We start from the raw sequence: 17,772 nt of genomic DNA on the forward strand, positions 1-17,772 counted from the left end.
ACAAGCCGAGCGCCCGCCACACCCCCCGGGCCGCGGTCACGGCCGAACCTGGCCCCCGTGGCGCCGCGCAAGCCGGCCGAACGCCGCCCGGTGTCGCGCGCAAAAGCCCCCCTCATGCAAGAGGCACCGGAATGGCCTGCCACCCCGCCCTTGCCCGCCGCCCGAAGATCGACATCCGGTCCAGCGATCCCCACGCCCCCTGGCCGCGCGGCACGAACCCGACCGATGGCCTCCGGCGCCCGCTGCTGCCCGGGGGGCCGACCTGCGCCAGAACTCCCGGCGCGACCTCGGCCGCATCGCCCGGCCGAGGAACGACCGCCCCCCGCAAGACCTCGGGCCGGAAGACCCCGGCTCTGGCCCCGGCCTGCGACCTTCCAGCCGCGGGTGCCGCCCGGTCGCAGATGCGCATCCTCCCGAACCAACCGCGCCCCCCGAGGCCCGGAGCGTGGGGCGATGGCGCGGCGGGGGCCTCATCCGGCCCGTGCAGCGCTGGCGGCGACCCTCGACACGCACCGCCGGGGCGCGCGCGAGGGCAAGAGATCGGCCGGTCGGCAAAGACCGCTTCGACGAAAGCCGGCACGAGGGCGGATGCGGGCCGGCCCGGGCCTCGGGCTGCTGCTCGCCGGCGGGCCGGCACGCCCATGTCCGGCACGGTTCGCGGCCAACCTCGGCGCAGGCCCGGGCCGGGCGGCGCAGGCCGGCGCTTCGTCCGGCACCCCCGGATCGCAGTCTTCCGGCCACCGGACCAGCCCGCCGCGACACGCCTTTCCGATCCCCCCGGGCCCGCCGGCGCCACGTGCCGCCCCCCCGCCACGGCGTCACACCGCCCCCCTCCGCACGCCGGCGCACTGCCCCCCTTTCACCTTGCCGCAAATATCCCGGGGGCCCGGGGGCAGCGCCCCCGGCCACCAGCCGCCCCGGACGCCCGCGAGGCTCAACCCGCCTCGGCCGCTCGCCGGCCGGACGCCGGCCGTGCCATCGTCGCGGAACGCTCCACCAACCCGACAAGGCGGGCGCCCGCCACGCCCCCGGGGCAGCGGGCACGGCCGAACCGTCGTCCCCGTGGCGCCGCGCAAGCCGGCCGAACACCGGCCCGGCTTGGCGCGCAAAAGCCTCCCTCACGCCCGAGGCAGCGGGATGGCCTGCCACCCCGCCCTTGCCCGCCGCCCGAAGATCGACATCCGGTCCTGCGCTCCCCGTGGCCCCTGGCCGCAAGGTCCGAACGCAACCCCCAAGGGCCTTCGGCGCCCGCTCATGCCCAAACAGGCCGACCTGCGCCAGAACTCCCGGCGCGACCTCGGCCGCATCGCCCGGCGGGCGCTCGACCGCCCCCCGCAAGACCTCGGGCCGGAAAACCCCGGCTCGCGCCCTGGCCTGCGGCCTTGCAGCGGCAAGGCGAGAATGTGTTGACGATTCGTGAAAACGGCCACGCAAGCCCCTGATTTCATTGAGTCGAAAACTTGTCCCTCGCAGGGACATCCCGCGGGGGCAGGGTCAGGACCATATCCCGGTGCCGGATCCCTGCGTCCAGATACTCCGGCCCCACCGCCTGAAACCCCAGCCGCTCGTAAAAGCCCAGCGCATGGGTCTGCGCCCCCAGCTTGACCCGCTCCACCCCCGGCTCGGCCGCCAGCCGCGCCACACCCGCCCGCACCAGCGCCGCCCCCAGCCCGGTGCCGCGCAGCGGGGCCAGCACGCAGACCCGCCCGATCTTGCCGGTGCTGCCCTGCACCAGAAGCCGCGCGCTGCCGGCCGGCTGCCCGCCCACCCGCGCCAGCAGATGCACCGCAACCTCGTCCAGGTCGTCGATCTCGTCCGCCTCGGGCACGCCCTGTTCCTCGATGAACACGATGCGCCGCAAGGCGCGGCAGGCGGCGATGTCGCGGGTTTCCTCGATGGCCCAGCTCATGCGAACCACGCCCGCAGGATGCGGCCATAAATCGCCTTCAACTGGTGGATATGGGCGATTTCCACGTTTTCGTCGACCTTGTGCATGGTCTGCCCCACCAGCCCGAATTCCACCACCGGGCAGTGGTCCTTGATGAACCGCGCGTCCGAGGTTCCGCCCGAGGTGGACAGCTCGGGCACCCTATTGGTTTCCGCCTGCACCGCCCGCGCCACCAGATCCGACAGCGGCCCCGGCGGCGTCAGGAAACTTTCGCCCGAGACCGAGATCTCCAGCTCCATCCCCACCCCGGTTTCAGCCTCCACCCGCGCCGCCTCGGCCCGCAACCAGTCCGAAAGGCTGGCCCCCGTGTGCCGGTCGTTGAAGCGGATGTTCACCGTGGCCCGCGCCGCGGCCGGAATCACGTTGCTGGCGGGGTTGCCGGTGTCGATCGTGGTGATGGCCAGGGTCGAGGCATCGAAGTGGTCGGTGCCGCGGTCCAGTTCCTGCGCCGCCAGCCGGTCCAGCAGGCGCACCAGCGCGGTCAGCGGGTTCCTGGCCCGGTGCGGATAGGCCGCGTGCCCTTGCACCCCGCGGGCGCGGATATGGGCGGTCATCGACCCGCGCCGGCCGATCTTCATCATCTGCCCCATCTCGTCGGGGCAGGTCGGCTCGCCCACCAGGCACACGCTCATCGCCTCGCCTTGCGCGGCCATCCAGTCGAGCAGCGCCAGGGTGCCGTCGCGGCCCACGCCTTCCTCGTCGCCGGTGATGGTCAGGATCACCGCCCCGTCCGGCGGCGTCGCGCGCACGAAATCCACAGCCGCGGCGGCAAAGGCGGCGACGCCCGACTTCATGTCGGCCGCCCCCCGGCCCCAGATGCGCCCGTCTCGGATATCGCCGCCGAAGGGGTCGCAGGACCAGTCCGCCGGGTTGCCCACCGGCACTACATCGGTGTGGCCGTTGAACCCGAAGCTGCGCGGGTGCCCGCGCGCGCCCCAGCGGGCGAACAGGTTGGGGACGCCCGCGCGGTCCACCCGGGTGCAGGCAAAGCCCGCCTCCGACAGCAACCGTTCCAGCAGCACCAGCGCGCCGCCCTCGGCCGGGGTGACCGAGGGGCAGCGGATCAGCGCGGCGGTCAGCGCGACGGGGTCCACGGGTTCGGGCACGAGAGACGCGGGCGACAGGGCGGAGGGCGGCAGGGGGGCAGGCATGGCGGGCCTTTCGGGCAGAGGCAGGGCTTGGGCAAACTGGTAGCCGCAGGCCCCGCCCGGTGCAACCGGGCCTGTGGCGCCGCTACCACCCTTGGCGCGGCTCGTGGCGGCGGGCAGGTGACAGCTGCCCCCCGGCGCGGCAAGGTGGTGGCCGACGGGCGCGATGGGGCGTGCCCCGCGCGGTGAAGGGTAACGGGTGGCAGGCAGCGGTGCAGCAGGGCCGGCAGGGGCGACCGGCTGGATGGTCGGCGATGGCGCCGCGCTTCCCGCCTGGGCGGCGCAGCCCCTGCGCGCGGGCGTGCTGGCCCTGTCGCTAAGCGGTCTGCCCGACGAACCGGCGGTGCTGCTGGATGCCGAGGCCGGCGGCGCGGATGCGCCGGCGGCGGCGCAAGGCCGGCTGTGGCCGCCCGACCCGGACGAGGCGGCGGCGGCCTTGCCTGCCAGCCTGTCGGTGCTGGCGGGCCGGGCGGCCGGGGTGGTGGTGCGGCTGCGGCTGGGCGACCAGGTGATCCGCCATGTGCTGCCCGGGCCGATCCCGGCCGCCGCCGGGCCGGTGGTGCTGCGTCTGGGCTGGGCGGCCGGTTCGCCCGGGCGCTGGTGGCTGACGCTGGAGGATGCGGGCGGCGCGCCGCTGCGGCCGGGGGCGGCCGGGCCGGGGGCGGCGGTGTGGCCGGCCGCGCTGGCGCAGGCGGTGTGCGGCGCGGGGCCCGCGGCGGCGCGCCACCGCCACGCGGCGCTGGGGGCCTGCGCCTTGCGCCGGGCACAGCCGGGCCCCGCGCCCGAGGCGCTGGCACAAGGCGTGGCGGTGGCCGCGCAGGCGCTGGTGCCGCTGCCGGGCGGCGGGTTGCGGCCGCTCGGGGCATTGCGCCCGGGCGATCGGGTGCTGGATGCCGACGACCGGCCGCGATGGCTGGCGGCGCTGCGGCTGTTCCGGGTGCCGGCGGGCTTTGCCTTCAGCCCCGTGCGGTTGCGGGCCGGGCGCCTGCCGCTGCGCCAGGACATGCTGGCGGGGCCGCGCGTGCCGCTGGCCTTTGCCGGCGAGGATGTGTTGCGCCTGTTCGGGCAACCGCGGGTGCTGGTGCCCGCCGGCCACCTGCCCGAGCCGGTGCAGCGCCGCGCCTGGCCTGCGGGTTCTGCCGACATGCTGCTGGCCGCGCCCGTGCTGGACCAGCCGGCGGTGCTGCGCATCGGCGGGCTGGCGGTGGCCTGCCCGGGCCCCGAAGGCGCCACCGTTGCCGCCCCGCTTCTGGGGCCGGCCGAAACCGCGGCCTTGCTGGCCGATGGCGGCGACATGCGCCTGCATGCCGGCGCGGGCTGAGCGCCCGGCCGCCCCCGTCAGTCGAAATAGGGGGTCAGCACCGCCACCACGACCGAGTTTTCCTGCAAGGCGCGGTCCATCAGCGCGGCTTCGTCGGGTTCGATCGTCTCGCCGCTGGCCTCGCGTTCGGCGCGGGTGCCGTGGCCTGTCACCTCCAGCACGGAAAGGTCGGCCTGCTGCAGGATCGCCACGGTTTCGCGCACCGCCTCGGCCTCGTCCACGCCCGAGGCATAGCACAGAAGGCCCGCGCCGGTGGCGCCCTCGGGCAGGCCGTCGCCGGGCTTGCGCCCCACCTCGACCAGCAGGGTGTGCACCTGTTGCGGGCGCTTGGGCTTGGGGGCGTCGGTCATGGCGGGCTCCGGGTCTGAACCCGCCCGCCTTAGCAACGCCGGCGCGGCGGGGCAAGCGGCGGGCTTGCCAGCCGCGCGCGGCGGTGCCACGGTGCAGGCCCGCCGCTTGCCCCGGAGCCCGCCGCCATGCGCCGCCGCCTGTTCGCCCTGATGCTGTCGCTGCTGCCGCTGGCGGGGTGCATCGATGCCGACCTGACCTTGGATTTCCAGGGCGAGCAGGCGGTGGAGACGGTGCTGGACCTGCGGATCGGGCGCGAGCTGTTCGACCTGGCCGGCAAGTCGCCCGAGGAGATGTGCAAGGGCGGCACAGCCACGGTCGGGGTCGAAGCCGTGACCTGCGTGCAGCGGCGCACCACCCCGCTGGACGAATTCATCGCCGAGGCCGAGCGGCGCGCCGGGGCCGACCCGGCCGACCGGCTGCGCAATGCCGCGCGGGTCGAGCGGCTGGACGACCGCCGCCTGCGCGTGACGCTGGACTTCGCCGGGATGACGGATGCCGCCGGCCCCGAGGCCGCGCAGGCGCGGCAGGTGGCCGGGCTGATGCGCGCGGCCTTGGCCGGGCACAGCCTGGTGTTCCGCATCCGCGCGCCGAGGATCGAGGCCACCACCGGCACCCTGTCGGCCGATGGCAAGGCGGCGGAAATGGTGGTGCCGCTGGCTGCGCTGATGTCCGACAGCGCGCCGCAGCCCTTTGTCACCACGCTGGCGCTGAAATCCTGCTGGTTCGGGCTGTTCTGCTTCTGACGGTGGTCAGCCCAGACGCAGGCGCGGGGCGGGGCTGCGGTCGCCGACCCGGCCGATGACGGCGGCGTCGGCAAAGCCGTGGCGGGCAAAGGTGGCCAGCACCGCATCGGCCGCGTCGGGCGCGCAGGACACCAGCAGCCCGCCGGAGGTCTGCGGATCGGTCAGCAAGGCGCGGGCCACGGGGGCAAAGCCCGGGGGCAGCGCGATTTCATCGCCATAGCTGGCCCAGTTGCGGCCCGAGGCGCCGGTGATGTGGCCGGCCTCGGCCAGCGCGGTCACGCCCTCGAGCAGCGGCACGGCGGCCCAGTCGAGATGCAGGTCCGCACCCGCCCCGCGCGCCATTTCCAGCGCGTGCCCGCCCAGGCCGAAGCCGGTCACATCGGTCAGCGCGTGCACGCCGGGCAGGCGCGCAAGGTCGGGGCCGGGGGTGTTGAGCCGCGTGGTGGTGGCGATCATGCGCGCATAGCCGGCGGGGTCGAGCGCGCCTTTCTTCAGCGCCGCCGACTGGATGCCCACGCCCAGCGGCTTGCCCAGCACCAGCACATCGCCGGGCTGTGCCGCGGCGTTGCGTTTCAGATGCGCAGGGTCCACGAGACCCAGCGCGACGAGGCCATAGATCGGCTCGACCGAGTCGATGGTGTGGCCGCCGGCAACGGGGATACCCGCGGCGGTGCAGGCGGCGGCGCCGCCGGCGAGGATGCTGCCGATGGTCTCCACCGACAGCACGCCGATCGGCATGCCCACCAGCGCCAGCGCGAAGATCGGGGTGCCGCCCATCGCATAGACATCCGAGATGGCGTTGGTTGCGGCGATGCGGCCGAAATCGTGCGGGTCGTCCACGATGGGCATGAAGAAGTCGGTGGTGGCCACCAGGGCCTGCCGGTCGTTCAGCTGCCAGACGGCGGCATCGTCCGAGGTTTCGATCCCGACCAGCAGTTCGGGCGGCATCGGCAGCCCGGCGGTGCCGCGCAGGATGCCCGACAGCACGCCGGGCGCGATCTTGCAGCCGCAGCCGCCGCCGTGGGACAGCGCGGTCAGGCGGGGTTCGGTCGGGGGGGTGTCGGTCATCGGCAGGGTTCCTCGGGCAGGAGGCGGGCGGTTTCGGCGGCGATGGCGGCGGCAAGGGCCGGCAAGGCGTCGGGCGCCAGCGAAGGGGCGGGCAGCGGCGTGACCGGCACGGCCACGCGGGCGCGGTGCTTGCGGTAGCGCGGGTCGTAATGGTGCTGCATCAGCGCGGCTGCCAGCGGCTCGAAGGCGCAGGCCTCGGCCAGCGCCTGCCATTCGGCGATGCGGTCGGCCGGGTGATAGGGGCGCAATCGGTCCAGCGTGGCCAGCAGCCGTCCGGTATCGGCCGCCACGTCGCCATAGGCGCGCGCGAGGTAGGCGGCGCGTTCGGGCAGGGGGGCGGTCAGCTCGATCCGGGGGGCGCGGGTCATGGCGTGCCAGAGCGCGGGCGGCAGCATGCGGTCGCCGACGCGGGCGCTTTCGGCCTCGACCACCACGGGGCGGGAGGGGTCCAGCGCGGCGAGCGCCACGGCGATGCGGGTTTCGAAGGCCTTGGGGCCGGGTTGCGGCCCCATCGCCCCGAACAGCGACCCGCGGTGATTGGCCAGGGATTCGAGATCCAGCACCTGCACGCCCCGGGTGGCCAGATGCGCCAGCAGTTCGGTCTTGGCCGAGCCGGTGTTGCCGTCGAGCAGGACAAGGCGCAAGCTGCCCGGCAGGGTGTCGAGCGCCTCGAGCACCAGCTTGCGCCAGGCCTTGTAGCCGCCGGCAAGGGTTTCCACCCGCCAGCCGATCTGCGCGAGGATCGCGGCGAAGGAACCAGAACGCTGCCCGCCCCGCCAGCAGTAGACCAGCGGCCGCCAGCCGCCGGGCTTGTCGGCCAGCGGCCCTTGAAGGTGGCGGGCGGCGTTCTGCGCCACCAGCGCCGCCCCGAGCTTGCGTGCGGTGAAGGGGTTGACCTGCTTGTAGATCGTGCCGACGCGGGCGCGCTCGGCATCGTCCAGCACCGGCAGGCTGATCGCGCCGGGCAGGTGATCTTCGGCGTATTCCGCAGGGGCGCGCACGTCGATGATGTCATCGAAGCGGTGGGCGGCCAGATCGGCAAGGCGGGTCAGGGTGACGGGCATGGGCCGGGTTCTAGTCCAACGCCGCGCGGGGGGAAAGGGCCTGCGGCGGCGTGGCGCGCGGGGGGCTCTGCCCCCCGTTGCGGGCGGCGCGCCGGGTGGCAAGGTGCCGCCCGCCCCCCGGGATATTTGGGTCAAGGTGAAGCGGGCGCGGAGAGGGCGGTGGCGAGGGCGGTGGCGAGGCGATCGGCCCAGAGCGCGCAGGCGGCGGCGTTGGGGTGGTAGCCGTCGGAAGCCATGAGATCCGGGGTCAGGGGCAGGTCGAGCGGCAGGTGGCACAGGCCCGAGGTGGTGGCGGCAATGCGGGCAAGGCTGGCGTCGTTGCGCGCGGCAAGGGCGCCCAGGGTGGCGCGCAAGGGGTTGGGCAGCAAGGGAAAGCGGCCCATCGGCGGCACCCCGGACCACAGCGTGACGGCGATGCCGAAGCGGGTTTGCAGCAAGGCGTGCAGCGCGGCGATGTCGGATTCCCACCGGGCGCGGGGGCGCATGCGGGTGGTATCGTTGACGCCGAGCGCGATCACCGCCGCGTCGAAGGGTTCGGGCGGCAGCGCGGCGAGGCGGGCGATGATGTCGGCGGTGGTCGCGCCGGTTGCCGCCTCCAGCCGCCAGGCGAGGCGGTGGCGGGCGGCGAGGCGGACGACCAGCTGGCCCGAGAGCGCCTGCGCCTGGTCGGCGCAGCCGACGCCGGCCGCCGAACTGTCGCCGGCGATCAGGAGGCGCAGGGGCGGGCCCGCGCCGGCGCTGCCCGAGCGCGGCCCCGGCGGTTCGGGCAGCCGCTGCGCCCGGGCGCGCACCATCAGCCCCTGCGCGAGCAGCACCGGGGCCAGCGCCAGCCGGGCGGGCAGGGAGGCGAGGTTCAATCGCGCAGAAGCTCGTTGATCGAGGTCTTGGCGCGGGTCTGGGCATCCACCCGCTTCACGATCACCGCGCAATAGAGGTTGAGGCCGTTCTTCGACGGCATCGAGCCGGCCACCACGACCGAACCGGCCGGCACCTCGCCATACATCACGGCGCCGGTTTCGCGGTCCACGATCCTGGTGGACTTGCCGATGAACACGCCCATGCCCAGCACCGAGCCTTCGCGCACGATGCAGCCTTCGACGACCTCGGAGCGGGCGCCGATGAAGCAGTTGTCCTCGATGATGGTGGGGCCGGCCTGCATGGGTTCCAGCACGCCGCCGATGCCGACGCCGCCCGACAGGTGCACGTTCTTGCCGATCTGCGCGCAGCTGCCCACGGTGGCCCAGGTATCGACCATCGTGCCCTCGTCCACATAGGCGCCGAGGTTGACGAAGCTGGGCATCAGCACCACGCCGCGGGCGATGTAGGCCGAGCGGCGCACCACGCAGTTGGGCACCGCGCGGAACCCGGCGGCGCGCCACTGATCGGGGCCCCAGCCCTTGAACTTGCTGTCGACCTTGTCCCACCAGCCGCCGCCCTGGGGGCCGCCCTCGTGCGGCTCCATGTCCTTGATGCGGAAGCCCAGCAGCACGGCCTTTTTCGCCCACTGGTTCACGTGCCAATGCCCGTCCGCCTGCCGTTCGGCCACCCGCAGCGCGCCCTGGTCGAGCGCCTCCAGCGTGGCCTCGATGGCGTCGCGCGCCGCGCCCCGGCTGGCCGGGGTGATGGTGTCGCGCGCCTCCCAGGCGGCTTCGATGGCGGCTTCGAGTGCGGCGTGCGACATGGTTCCCCCGGCTGTGACTGGAAATCTGCGGCCTCAGCCTATAGTGCGGTCGGGCCGCCCACGCAATCACGGAGCCCCGGATGAAGGACGAACCCCGCAGCCACCCGTTCCGCGACAGTGTCGAGGACATCGCCGCCGCACGGCGCATTCCCGATACGCCGCAGACGCGCGCCCCGGCGTATCGGCTGGCCTTTACCGATGCCGAGTTCCTGACCCGCGCCGAGCTGCGCCCGGTGCGGTTGCAGCTGGAGCTGCTGAAGCCGCAGATGGTGATGGACGAACGCGGCATCGAATCCACCATCGTGCTGTTCGGCGGCGCGCGCATTCCCGCCCCAGGGCAAGAGGCGCGCCATCCCGGGCTGGCGGCGCTGGCCCCGCATTACGAGGAGGCGCGGCGTTTCGCCCGGTTGATGACCGAACGGTCGCTGCAAAGCTACGGGCGCGAGAACGTCATCGTCACCGGCGGCGGTCCAGGCGTGATGGAGGCCGGCAACCGCGGCGCGGCGGAAGCGGGCGGGCAGAGCATCGGGTTGAACATCGTGCTGCCGCACGAGCAGGCGCCCAACGCCTATGTCACGCCGGACCTGTGTTTCAACTTTCACTACTTTGCCATCCGCAAGATGCATTTCCTGATGCGCGCCAAGGCGATCTGCGGCTTTCCGGGCGGCTTCGGCACCCTGGACGAGCTGTTCGAGGCGCTGACGCTGATCCAGACCGGGCGGATGCGGCGGGTGCCCTTCCTGCTGTTCGGGCGCGATTTCTGGGAACGGGTCATCAACTGGCAGGCGCTGGCCGATGCCGGCACCATCGCGGCCGAGGATCTGGCGTTGTTCCGTTACGTCGAGACCGCCGAGGAGGCGGTGGCGGCCATCGACGCCTGGCCCAAGCCCTGCTGAACGGGCGGCAGGCGCTCAGGGCGCCTGCACCAGCAGCAGCATGGCGCCCATGCCCCAGAGCGCCAGCTGGAAATGCGTGTTCTGCGCCGCGTCATGGCAGAACCAGTAGCAGAAATGGTTGCCCGCCACCAGAAACGCGCCCCAGAGCGCGGTAAAGCCGAAGGCGGCCAGCAGCCCGACCGCTTGCGCCGGGGCATGCGGCAAGAGCCCGGCCAGGTGGGCGCACAGCGTCGCCACGGCGACCCACAGCGCCAGCACCACCAGCGCCTCGGCCGCGACGATCAGCCGGAACAGGCGGCGCTGTGTGCGCCGGTCGTCGATGGCGCGGTGGGCGACCATGGCCGCGATGGCGGCGTAGTCGCGCTTCATCCGCGCAAGCGACAGCACCTCGGCGGTGAAGGTTTCGTTCAGGTCGGGGTGGACCAGGTTGTCGCGCAGGCCCAGTGTCAGCCAGGCGGCCATCAGCGCCAGCACGCCGGCCTGCACCAGAGGCAGTATCGTTTCCATGCGTCAGCTTTCCCGAAAGGGGCGGCGGCCGGGGCCGCCGCCCGCCATGGCCTCAGGCCAGCCAGTGCAGTTCGGCCGGGCGCATTTCCTGGGCGATGTGGATGCCCGCGCCGCCGAGCCCGGCCTTGGTGTGGTTGTAAAGCGCGCGCCAGTAGGGCTGGATGATGACGCCTTCTTCCTGCATGATCTGTTGGAGCCGCGCCATCACCTCGCGCCGGCGCACCGAATCGGGGATCGCCAGCGCCTTTTGCACCAGGTCGTCGAACTCGGCGTTGGCAAAGCCGCTTTCGTTCCAGTTGGCACCCGAGACATAGGCCAGCGCCAGCGTCTGGATGCCGAGGGGGCGGTGGTTCCAGTTGGTCAGCGAGAAGGGGTATTTCGTCCAGTTGTTCCAGAAGCTGGAGCCCGGGATGACGGTGCGCTTGACCTTGATGCCGGCGTTGCGCAGCTGCCCCGCGATGGCGTCGGCCGTGGCGGCCCAGAACCCGGAATCGAGCGAGGTCAGCTCGAATTCGTAGTCGGCCATGCCGGCCTCTTTCAGCAGGGCGACGGCCGCGACCGGGTCGTGCACCGGCGCCGGCGTGGGCGCATAGTCGGGGTGCACCGGCGACACGTGGTGGTTGTCGGCCGGCGTGCCATAGCCCGAAACCGCAAGTTCCAGCACCTCGGCGTTGTTCACGGCCATCGCCAGCGCGCGGCGCACCCGGACATCGGCATAGGGCACCTTGCCGTTTTCCTCGGCCTGCTGGTTGCAGCGGGCCACGATGGTGGCGGCGGTCGGCACGGTGTGGCGCGTCCAGCCTTCCAGCGCGTCGAAGGCGGCGATATAGTCGCCTTCGGTGCTGAAGACCGCGTCGATTTCATCCGAGGTGGCGGCCGCGAGGAAGGCGGTGGGATCGGTGCCCAGGTCGATGAACTCGATCCGGTCCAGCCAGGCGCCGTTGCCTTCGTTCCACCAGCGATGGGCGGTGTTGCGCACCAGCACAGCGCCCTTGCCCACCTCGTAGCGTTCGGGCAGGTAGGGGCCGGTGCCGACGGGCTCGGTCAGGATCTTGTCCACATCGAAGCTCGGGTGCACGATGGCCGCCGGATAGTCCGAAAAGCCGGCGATCAGCGACACGTCGGGGCGCGAGAGGTTCAGCCGCACGGTGTGGCTGTCGAGCACCTCGATGGCGCCGTCGGCGGCCTGGCTGGTGTCGGGGTTGACCAGTGCCCCGATCTTGAAGCGCATGGCGTTGCCTTCGATGGTTCCATCGCACCAGCGCGCGACGTTGAAGGCCACGTGATCGGCCACGAAATCGTCGCCGTTCGACCATTTCACGCCTTTGCGCAGGTTCAGCGTGTAGGTGCGCGCATCGTCCGAGACATCCCAGCCTTCCAGCAGGACCGGCGTGAAGGTGCCGTCGGAGTTGTAATGCACGAGGTATTCCAGCCAGCCGCGCGTGACCACCGCCAACTGGTTGAAATCGAAGGTGCGCGGGTCGCGCATGCCGGCGATTTCCAGCTGGATGCGGGCGGTGCCGCCCATCTTCGGCGCCGCCTGTGCCGGGGTCGGGGCCGCAAGCCCCAGCATCGCATAGGCGGTTGCGGCCGTCGCGCCATAGGTGGTGGCCAGCGCCAGGAACTCGCGCCGGCTGACCTTGCCGGCGCGGGCGTTCCCCGCATCGGCGACGATGGCGGCCGGCAGGGGGCGCCCGTTGCGTTTCAGGAAGTCCATGTAGTCACCTCTCTGTTTATGCCGGATTGTCCGGTCGTTGGTGGATGGGGGCAGCGTGTCTGCTTGGTCGGCCGCTGCCCGAGCCCGTGCGAGCGCAGCGGATGGGCGGTGCGGAGCGGGGTCATGAGGCGCCTCCCGAAACAGCCAGCGATTCGATGGCCTCGGGCGGCAGATCGCGCACCCCGGACCAGAAGCGCGACTTGCCGGAATTGAGCAAACCCTTGGGATCCAGGCGTTTTTTCCATGCAAGGTGCACGTAGTCGGCCTGTTTCAGGCTGCCTTCGACCCAGAACTGGTGCGCATCCCACACCGTGAAGCCCGCCGCGGCATAGGCGGCGTTGATCGCCTCCAGCGCCTCGGGGCCGCGCCAGCGGATCACCGGAAGATCGAAGGCCACGAGCTTGCCGCCGACGCGGGCGAATTCGTGGTGGCGCCAGACATCCTCGCCCACCGTGTCGCCGATGGCGGCCACGGCCGCGATATCGGTGGCGTCGGGCACGCCGATCTGCTGGTAGGTGACGCCGCGGTCGGATTTCAGCACCTGAAGCGTCGTGTGGTTGTAGGAAAATTCGTAGACATGCGGCAGCCGGGCCGCCGTGCGTTCGGCTTCGGACAGCGCAAGGTGCAGCGCGCCGTCGTGGCGCAAGGCAATGTCGGCCAGTGCGGCGCGCGCAGAGGCGGGCACCATCGCCACCATCAGATGCGCGCCTTGCGGAACATGGCCGGCAAGGCGCGGGAAATAGGCGGCGATCCGGGCATCGACCGTGCTGACCAGCTTGGCCCCCAGGGCCTGATCCTGCGCCACCGCAAGCCCGGCGGCATAGGCCGCGCGGTAATCGGGAAAGCCCGCGATACAGCCCAGCCAGTTGCGCAGCGGCACCGCCCGCACCGTGGCCGAGACGATCGCCCCGTTCAGCCCCCAGGCATGGTGCAGGTGCAGCGCCTCGGCACCTTCGAAACGGTGCAGCCGTGCCGGGCTTTCGACCGACAGCGCCTCCAGCGCGATCAGGTTGCCGTTGTCGCGCAGCATCCCGTGCGCCAGCGAGCCGATGCCCCCCGACCCCCCGGCCACGAAGCCTGCGATGGTGGCGATGTCCTGGGTCGAGGGGAAAACGGCGAGTTCCTGGCCGCCGGCCTCCAGCGCGCGGTTCATTGCCAGCATGTTGGCGCCGCCTTCGGCGCGGATGAAGCCCGGCCCGATCTCCTCGATCCGGTTCAGCGCGGTCATGTCGATGACCATGCCGCCATCCAGCGGCACGGCCTGGCCGTAGTTGCCGGTGCCCCCGCCGCGCAGGGTGACCGGCACGTCGTGGTCGTAGGCGGCGGCCAGGCACCGGGCCAGCTGGTCGCGCGTGGCAGGGCGGGCGACGATTTCGGCGAACTTCGCCTTCAGCGCCTCGTTCAGGATCGGGCTGTACCAGAAGAAATCGCGCGAGCGTTTCCTGACCAGCGAGGGCTCGCGGATGATTTCGGCATCGCCAAGCGCGGCGACGAAGGCGGGGGTCACGGGCATGGGTCGGCCTTGGGCAAGAGCGAGGTGAGAGGAACCGGCGGCGCGCTGCGCGCCAGCAGGTCGGCGGTGGAACGGCCCGGAAAGGCCAGAAGGTCGGCGGCCGGCAGCTCGTCGATGCAGCCCGGCTGAAGGCCGAGTGCCGCGCGCGCCTCGGTGGCGACCAGCGGCAACCAGCGGCCGAACGGCGGGTCGAGCTGGCAGGCCAGCGACGCGATCTGCAGCGACCAGAGCGGGTCGTGCCGCCCGCCGGGCTGAAAGGCATCGGCCACGTTGTCGGTGCCGACCACCACCCGCACGCCGGCCGCGCGCAGTTCGTGCAAGGGCGCAAGCCCGCGGCGGTCGGGGCTGCGGCCCGGGCGGCGGTCCTGCAGGTAAAGGTTGGTCGCGGGCAGCACCGCCACCGCGATGCCGGCCCGGGCCAGCCGGTCGGCGGTGCGCGCCAGGGGCTCGGGCGCAAGGTTTGCAAGGCTACAGGCGTGCCCGCACAGCACCGGGCCTTGAAACCCGGTTTCCAGCGCGGTTTCGGCAATCAGCGACAAGCCGTCCAGCCCGTCGGCCAGCCCTTCGTCCACGTGGAAATCCAGCGCGAGCCCGTGCCGTTCGGCGGCACGAAAGGCGGCGCGCAACCCTTCGCGCCGGTGGGCGTGGTGCAGCACGAAGCCGCCCAGCACGCCGCCTGCGGCGGCGCAGGCCTGCGCCACCCGGTCGGCCAGCCCCGGTTCGGCCAGCAGGTCCACCCCGACCAGCGCGGCCAGTTGCAGCCCCGGCGTGCCGCGCGCCAGCTCCGCCAGCACCGGCCAGGCCCGCGGCGTGGCCGACCAGTCGGGCGGGTGGCCCCAGTCGACGTGGCTGCGCAAGGGGCCGACCCCGGCTGTGCGGTATTCCTCCAGCCCGCGCAGCGCACGGGCGCGGATGTCGTCGGCGCTCCAGTGGGCCTTGTCGGCGGCCTGGGCGGCGATGGCGGCGGCGAGGTCGCCGCCGGTGGCACCGATCCGGTCGATGGTGTGGCACTTGTCGAGGTGGCAATGCACCTCGGTCAGGCGGGGCAGCACCACATGGCCGGCGATCAGGCCCGGGGCCGGGTCCAGCCCGACCAGCCGCCCGGCCCGCAGCACGGGGCGGCCGACCAGGCAATCGCCGTGGCGCAGGCCACCCAGGGCATCGGGTCGTGCCAGCAGGTCCAGCGGAACGGCCACCACGCTCATGGCGCCACCTTGCCGAAATCGGGGGTGCAGAAGGCCGCCAGCGCCCGCGCCAGCCCCCGGGCCGCACTTTCGACCAGCGCCTGCCCCTTGGCGGCGGTGGCGGCGGTGGCATCGCCCATCACGCCGCCCGGGGCAAGGTCGGGCACCAGCCAGCCCGGGCGCAGCGGCCCCGACAGGCCGAAGCCTTCGCCCAGGGGTGCAACCCGGCCGGCCTGCGCCTGGCCCATGTCGACCAGATCGGGCCGCACCGCCAGCATGGCCGAGGTTTCCAGATCGCCGGCGTGCAGGTCGTGGGCCAGCGCCTCGGCCGGCCAGGGCGCGAGGTCGGCAAAGGCGAACCAGCTGGCATGGGCGGTAACCAGCCCATGCGCCGCCCGGATGTCGCGTGCGGCCACCTCCAAGAGCGCGCCGTTGCCGCCATGCCCGTTCAGCAGCACCAGCCGCCGCACCCCCGCCTGCGCCACCGCGGCGGCCATGTCGTGCAACACCGCCAGCAGCGTTGCAGCGGAAAGCGTCAGAACCCCGGGCCATGCGGCGTGTTCGTTGCTTTTGGTCACCGACAGGATCGGCAGCGCCAGAACCGGTGTGCCCGGCGGCAGCAGGCCAAGCGCGCGGTCCAGAACCGCATCGGTCAACAGGGTGTCCACCCCGGTCGGCAAATGGTCGCCATGCTGTTCGGTCGCGCCCAGCGCCAGCACGGCCACCGCATGGGCGGGCAGGGCAGCAAAGGCGGTGCGCGGCAACTCGGCCCAGCGGGCGGGCAGGGGGGCGGGCGCGTTCATGCCGCGGCCCCGAACAGCCGGTCGAGGAACCCGCGGAACCAGGCATCCTGCGCTGCGTCGTGCAAAGCCTGCAGGCGCAACTGTTCCTCGGGGCGCTGCACCTCGGGGCGGGCGTAGAGATGCGCCTTGGACTGTTGCCACCGGGCAAAGCCCGCCGGCGTCACCTCGGCGTGGAACTGCAAGCCGTAAACCCTGTCGCCCCAGCGGAAGGCCTGTTCGGGGTAGGCCGCGCTGCCCGCCAGCCGAATCGCCCCGGGCGGCAGCGTCCAGGTGTGGAAATGCGCCTGCACCACCCACAGCGGGCCGGGCAGGAAATCGCCGGCCCCGGGCGTGGGGTCGATGCGGTAATAGCCGAACTCGTATTCCGGGTCGGCCTTGGGCCCGACAGTGCCGCCCAGATGCTGCGCGATCATCTGCGCGCCCTGGCAGATCCCCAGCAAGGGCAGCCCTGCCGCGATGCAATTGGCGATCCAGCGGTATTCGTCGCGCAGGAACGGATGCAGCGCGGTGTCGTAGGCGTTGAACAACCCGCCATAGATCACCGAACCGACCACATCGGGACCGATTTCCCCCAGCGGCTCGCCTGCAAAGGGGCGCACCGTGCGCAGATCAAACCCGCGCGCTGTCAGATGCGTGACGACACGATCATCCGGCGGATCGTCACCATGACGAACCAAAACCACAATAGCCACCATGCGCCTCCGGTCAGGAAAGCAAGACGATGGCCCTTGTGAATCTGTGCCAGAGATTGTTGTATGATGCTGCTTCAACCTTGCCGGTTTGGCAAGACGGTTTTTTCAGCCAGGTGCAGCCGGATGCAGACACTCGCCCCGCCCAGCCTCGCCCCGCCGTTCGGCGCCTATTCGCATGGCGTGGTGTTTCCGGCCGCAGGGCGGGTGCTGCGCACCTCGGGGCAACTGGCGCTGGCGGCCGACGGCACCATTCCGCCCGATGCCGGCGCCCAGGCCGACCTGTGCTTTGCCGCCATTGCCGCGATTCTGGCCGAAGGCGGCATGAGCCCGGCCCATGTGGTGCATCTGTCGGCCTTCGTCACCGACCGGGCGCACATGCCGGCCTACATGGCCGCGCGCGACCGCTTTCTGACCGGACTCACGCAGCGCCCGGCCTCGACCCTCTTGATCGTGTCGGGCTTCACCCGGCCCGAATTCCTGGTCGAGGTCGAGGCGATGGCGGTGGACCCGCGCGGCTGAGCGGCAGGCTGCGGCGCCGCCGGCTTCAGCGCCGCGGCACGAAGCCCGGGCCTGTGCGCCACAGGCGCCGGCCGGTCTGCGCTTCCCATGCGCGTTCCAGATAGGCAAAGCGCGCTTCCAGCGCCACGGCGATACGGGCGAAATCGTTGGCCTCGATCGCCGTCAGCGTGCTGGCCAGGCTTTCGACGGCCGCTTGCGGCGCCTGACGCACCGCGATCCGGCGCACGGGTTCCCTGCGTCGCGTCAGGGCATCCGTGATCTGCGAAAGCAGCGCGGAATGCGTGGCCCGCCCCAGCGCGGTGTTGAACCGCACCGCCGCCAGCGACAGCGTTTGCGCCACCCGGTCATCGACCGGACGCTGGAAATCCAAAGCGCTGGCCGGGGCGATGACGCGCATTAGCAGGCTGCTGAAGAAGTCAGCCCTCGACCCGGAGTTAGGAACATGATTCACCCTTTGCACGACAACGGTGGGGGTGATGATGCGCGGGACGGACGGGGCGAGCGGGTCGCTGTTCAGCTATGTCGATCTTGAAGAGCGCATCCCCGCCCGGCATCCGCTGCGCAAGATCCGGCAGGTGGTGAACGAGGCGCTGGCCAGTCTCGATGCCGAGTTCGAG

The 17,772-nt window shown here is 72.3% G+C and carries 18 protein-coding genes and 1 pseudogene; 5 read left to right on the forward strand and 14 right to left on the reverse strand.

Going from position 1 to position 17,772, the window contains the following annotated elements:
- Nucleotides 1-1,444: 1,444 nt before the first annotated feature.
- Together ACK4S2_RS09390 and dapE are read right to left on the reverse strand one after the other, a co-directional pair.
- Nucleotides 1,445-1,909 (reverse strand): GNAT family N-acetyltransferase, encoded by a 465-nt coding sequence (locus ACK4S2_RS09390; protein ID WP_409623389.1) that lies wholly within the window; start codon nucleotides 1,907-1,909, stop codon nucleotides 1,445-1,447.
- A complete protein-coding gene (dapE, locus tag ACK4S2_RS09395) occupies nucleotides 1,906-3,099 on the reverse strand; it encodes a succinyl-diaminopimelate desuccinylase (RefSeq protein ID WP_409623391.1) in 1,194 nt (397 codons plus the stop codon). Before dapE ends, ACK4S2_RS09390 begins: the two co-directional genes overlap by 4 nt.
- Before the next feature lie 196 nt (nucleotides 3,100-3,295).
- On the opposite strand from dapE, the gene ACK4S2_RS09400 reads away from it, so the two are divergent.
- A complete protein-coding gene (locus ACK4S2_RS09400) occupies nucleotides 3,296-4,417 on the forward strand; it encodes a Hint domain-containing protein (protein WP_409623393.1) in 1,122 nt (373 codons plus the stop codon).
- A gap of 17 nt (nucleotides 4,418-4,434) precedes the next feature.
- Here the strand turns inward: ACK4S2_RS09400 and ACK4S2_RS09405 are convergent, their stop codons facing one another.
- On the reverse strand, nucleotides 4,435-4,767 hold the full coding sequence (locus ACK4S2_RS09405) for a hypothetical protein (protein ID WP_409623395.1): 333 nt from the start codon (nucleotides 4,765-4,767) through the stop codon (nucleotides 4,435-4,437).
- 126 nt (nucleotides 4,768-4,893) lie between these two features.
- Here ACK4S2_RS09405 and ACK4S2_RS09410 point away from each other — a divergent pair, with 126 nt between their 5' ends.
- Entirely contained in the window at nucleotides 4,894-5,511 is a 618-nt protein-coding gene (locus ACK4S2_RS09410) for a hypothetical protein (protein WP_409623397.1), read from the forward strand.
- A gap of 6 nt (nucleotides 5,512-5,517) precedes the next feature.
- On the opposite strand, the gene selD is transcribed toward ACK4S2_RS09410, so the two are convergent.
- The 4 genes from selD to dapD all read right to left on the reverse strand — a co-directional run bounded on the left by selD (nucleotide 5,518) and on the right by dapD (nucleotide 9,324).
- Complete coding sequence (selD, locus tag ACK4S2_RS09415; protein ID WP_409623399.1) at nucleotides 5,518-6,579, reverse strand: selenide, water dikinase SelD; 1,062 nt, start codon at nucleotides 6,577-6,579, stop codon at nucleotides 5,518-5,520.
- Complete coding sequence (mnmH, locus tag ACK4S2_RS09420) at nucleotides 6,576-7,643, reverse strand: tRNA 2-selenouridine(34) synthase MnmH (RefSeq protein ID WP_409623401.1); 1,068 nt, start codon at nucleotides 7,641-7,643, stop codon at nucleotides 6,576-6,578. The genes selD and mnmH overlap by 4 nt, the downstream gene beginning before the upstream one ends.
- A 131-nt stretch (nucleotides 7,644-7,774) precedes the next feature.
- Nucleotides 7,775-8,500 carry an SGNH/GDSL hydrolase family protein gene (locus tag ACK4S2_RS09425; RefSeq protein WP_409623403.1) on the reverse strand — a complete coding sequence of 242 codons (726 nt, stop codon included), beginning with the start codon at nucleotides 8,498-8,500 and terminating at the stop codon, nucleotides 7,775-7,777.
- A complete protein-coding gene (dapD, locus tag ACK4S2_RS09430; RefSeq protein WP_409623405.1) occupies nucleotides 8,497-9,324 on the reverse strand; it encodes a 2,3,4,5-tetrahydropyridine-2,6-dicarboxylate N-succinyltransferase in 828 nt (275 codons plus the stop codon). Before dapD ends, ACK4S2_RS09425 begins: the two co-directional genes overlap by 4 nt.
- 80 nt (nucleotides 9,325-9,404) lie before the next feature.
- Here dapD and ACK4S2_RS09435 point away from each other — a divergent pair, with 80 nt between their 5' ends.
- A complete protein-coding gene (locus tag ACK4S2_RS09435; protein WP_409623406.1) occupies nucleotides 9,405-10,220 on the forward strand; it encodes a TIGR00730 family Rossman fold protein in 816 nt (271 codons plus the stop codon).
- Nucleotides 10,221-10,235: 15 nt separating this feature from the next.
- Here ACK4S2_RS09435 and ACK4S2_RS09440 read toward each other — a convergent pair whose 3' ends face one another.
- The 6 genes from ACK4S2_RS09440 to ACK4S2_RS09465 form a co-directional block, all read right to left on the reverse strand.
- A complete protein-coding gene (locus ACK4S2_RS09440; RefSeq protein WP_409623408.1) occupies nucleotides 10,236-10,727 on the reverse strand; it encodes a DUF2165 family protein in 492 nt (163 codons plus the stop codon).
- Nucleotides 10,728-10,779: 52 nt separating this feature from the next.
- Nucleotides 10,780-12,444 (reverse strand): ABC transporter substrate-binding protein, encoded by a 1,665-nt coding sequence (locus tag ACK4S2_RS09445; protein WP_409623410.1) that lies wholly within the window; start codon nucleotides 12,442-12,444, stop codon nucleotides 10,780-10,782.
- 121 nt (nucleotides 12,445-12,565) lie between these two features.
- A complete protein-coding gene (locus ACK4S2_RS09450; protein ID WP_409623412.1) occupies nucleotides 12,566-13,957 on the reverse strand; it encodes an FAD-binding oxidoreductase in 1,392 nt (463 codons plus the stop codon).
- Nucleotides 13,948-15,162 (reverse strand): amidohydrolase family protein, encoded by a 1,215-nt coding sequence (locus ACK4S2_RS09455; RefSeq protein WP_409623414.1) that lies wholly within the window; start codon nucleotides 15,160-15,162, stop codon nucleotides 13,948-13,950. The genes ACK4S2_RS09450 and ACK4S2_RS09455 overlap by 10 nt, the downstream gene beginning before the upstream one ends.
- A complete protein-coding gene (locus ACK4S2_RS09460; protein ID WP_409623416.1) occupies nucleotides 15,159-15,944 on the reverse strand; it encodes a creatininase family protein in 786 nt (261 codons plus the stop codon). The genes ACK4S2_RS09455 and ACK4S2_RS09460 overlap by 4 nt, the downstream gene beginning before the upstream one ends.
- The gene (locus ACK4S2_RS09465; protein ID WP_409623418.1) at nucleotides 15,941-16,627 is read right to left on the reverse strand and encodes a glutamine amidotransferase-related protein; all 687 of its coding nucleotides are present in this window, start codon (nucleotides 16,625-16,627) and stop codon (nucleotides 15,941-15,943) included. Before ACK4S2_RS09465 ends, ACK4S2_RS09460 begins: the two co-directional genes overlap by 4 nt.
- A gap of 132 nt (nucleotides 16,628-16,759) precedes the next feature.
- On the opposite strand from ACK4S2_RS09465, the gene ACK4S2_RS09470 reads away from it, so the two are divergent.
- Complete coding sequence (locus tag ACK4S2_RS09470) at nucleotides 16,760-17,155, forward strand: RidA family protein (protein WP_409623420.1); 396 nt, start codon at nucleotides 16,760-16,762, stop codon at nucleotides 17,153-17,155.
- Nucleotides 17,156-17,180: 25 nt separating this feature from the next.
- Here ACK4S2_RS09470 and ACK4S2_RS09475 read toward each other — a convergent pair whose 3' ends face one another.
- A complete protein-coding gene (locus ACK4S2_RS09475; RefSeq protein ID WP_409623422.1) occupies nucleotides 17,181-17,552 on the reverse strand; it encodes a hypothetical protein in 372 nt (123 codons plus the stop codon).
- An 82-nt stretch (nucleotides 17,553-17,634) separates the two neighbouring features.
- On the opposite strand from ACK4S2_RS09475, the pseudogene ACK4S2_RS09480 reads away from it, so the two are divergent.
- Nucleotides 17,635-17,772 (forward strand): annotated as a pseudogene (locus ACK4S2_RS09480) (IS5/IS1182 family transposase); the annotation flags it as partial.

This window comes from Gemmobacter sp. (genome assembly GCF_046292685.1).
Taxonomy (GTDB): Bacteria; Pseudomonadota; Alphaproteobacteria; order Rhodobacterales; family Rhodobacteraceae; genus Wagnerdoeblera.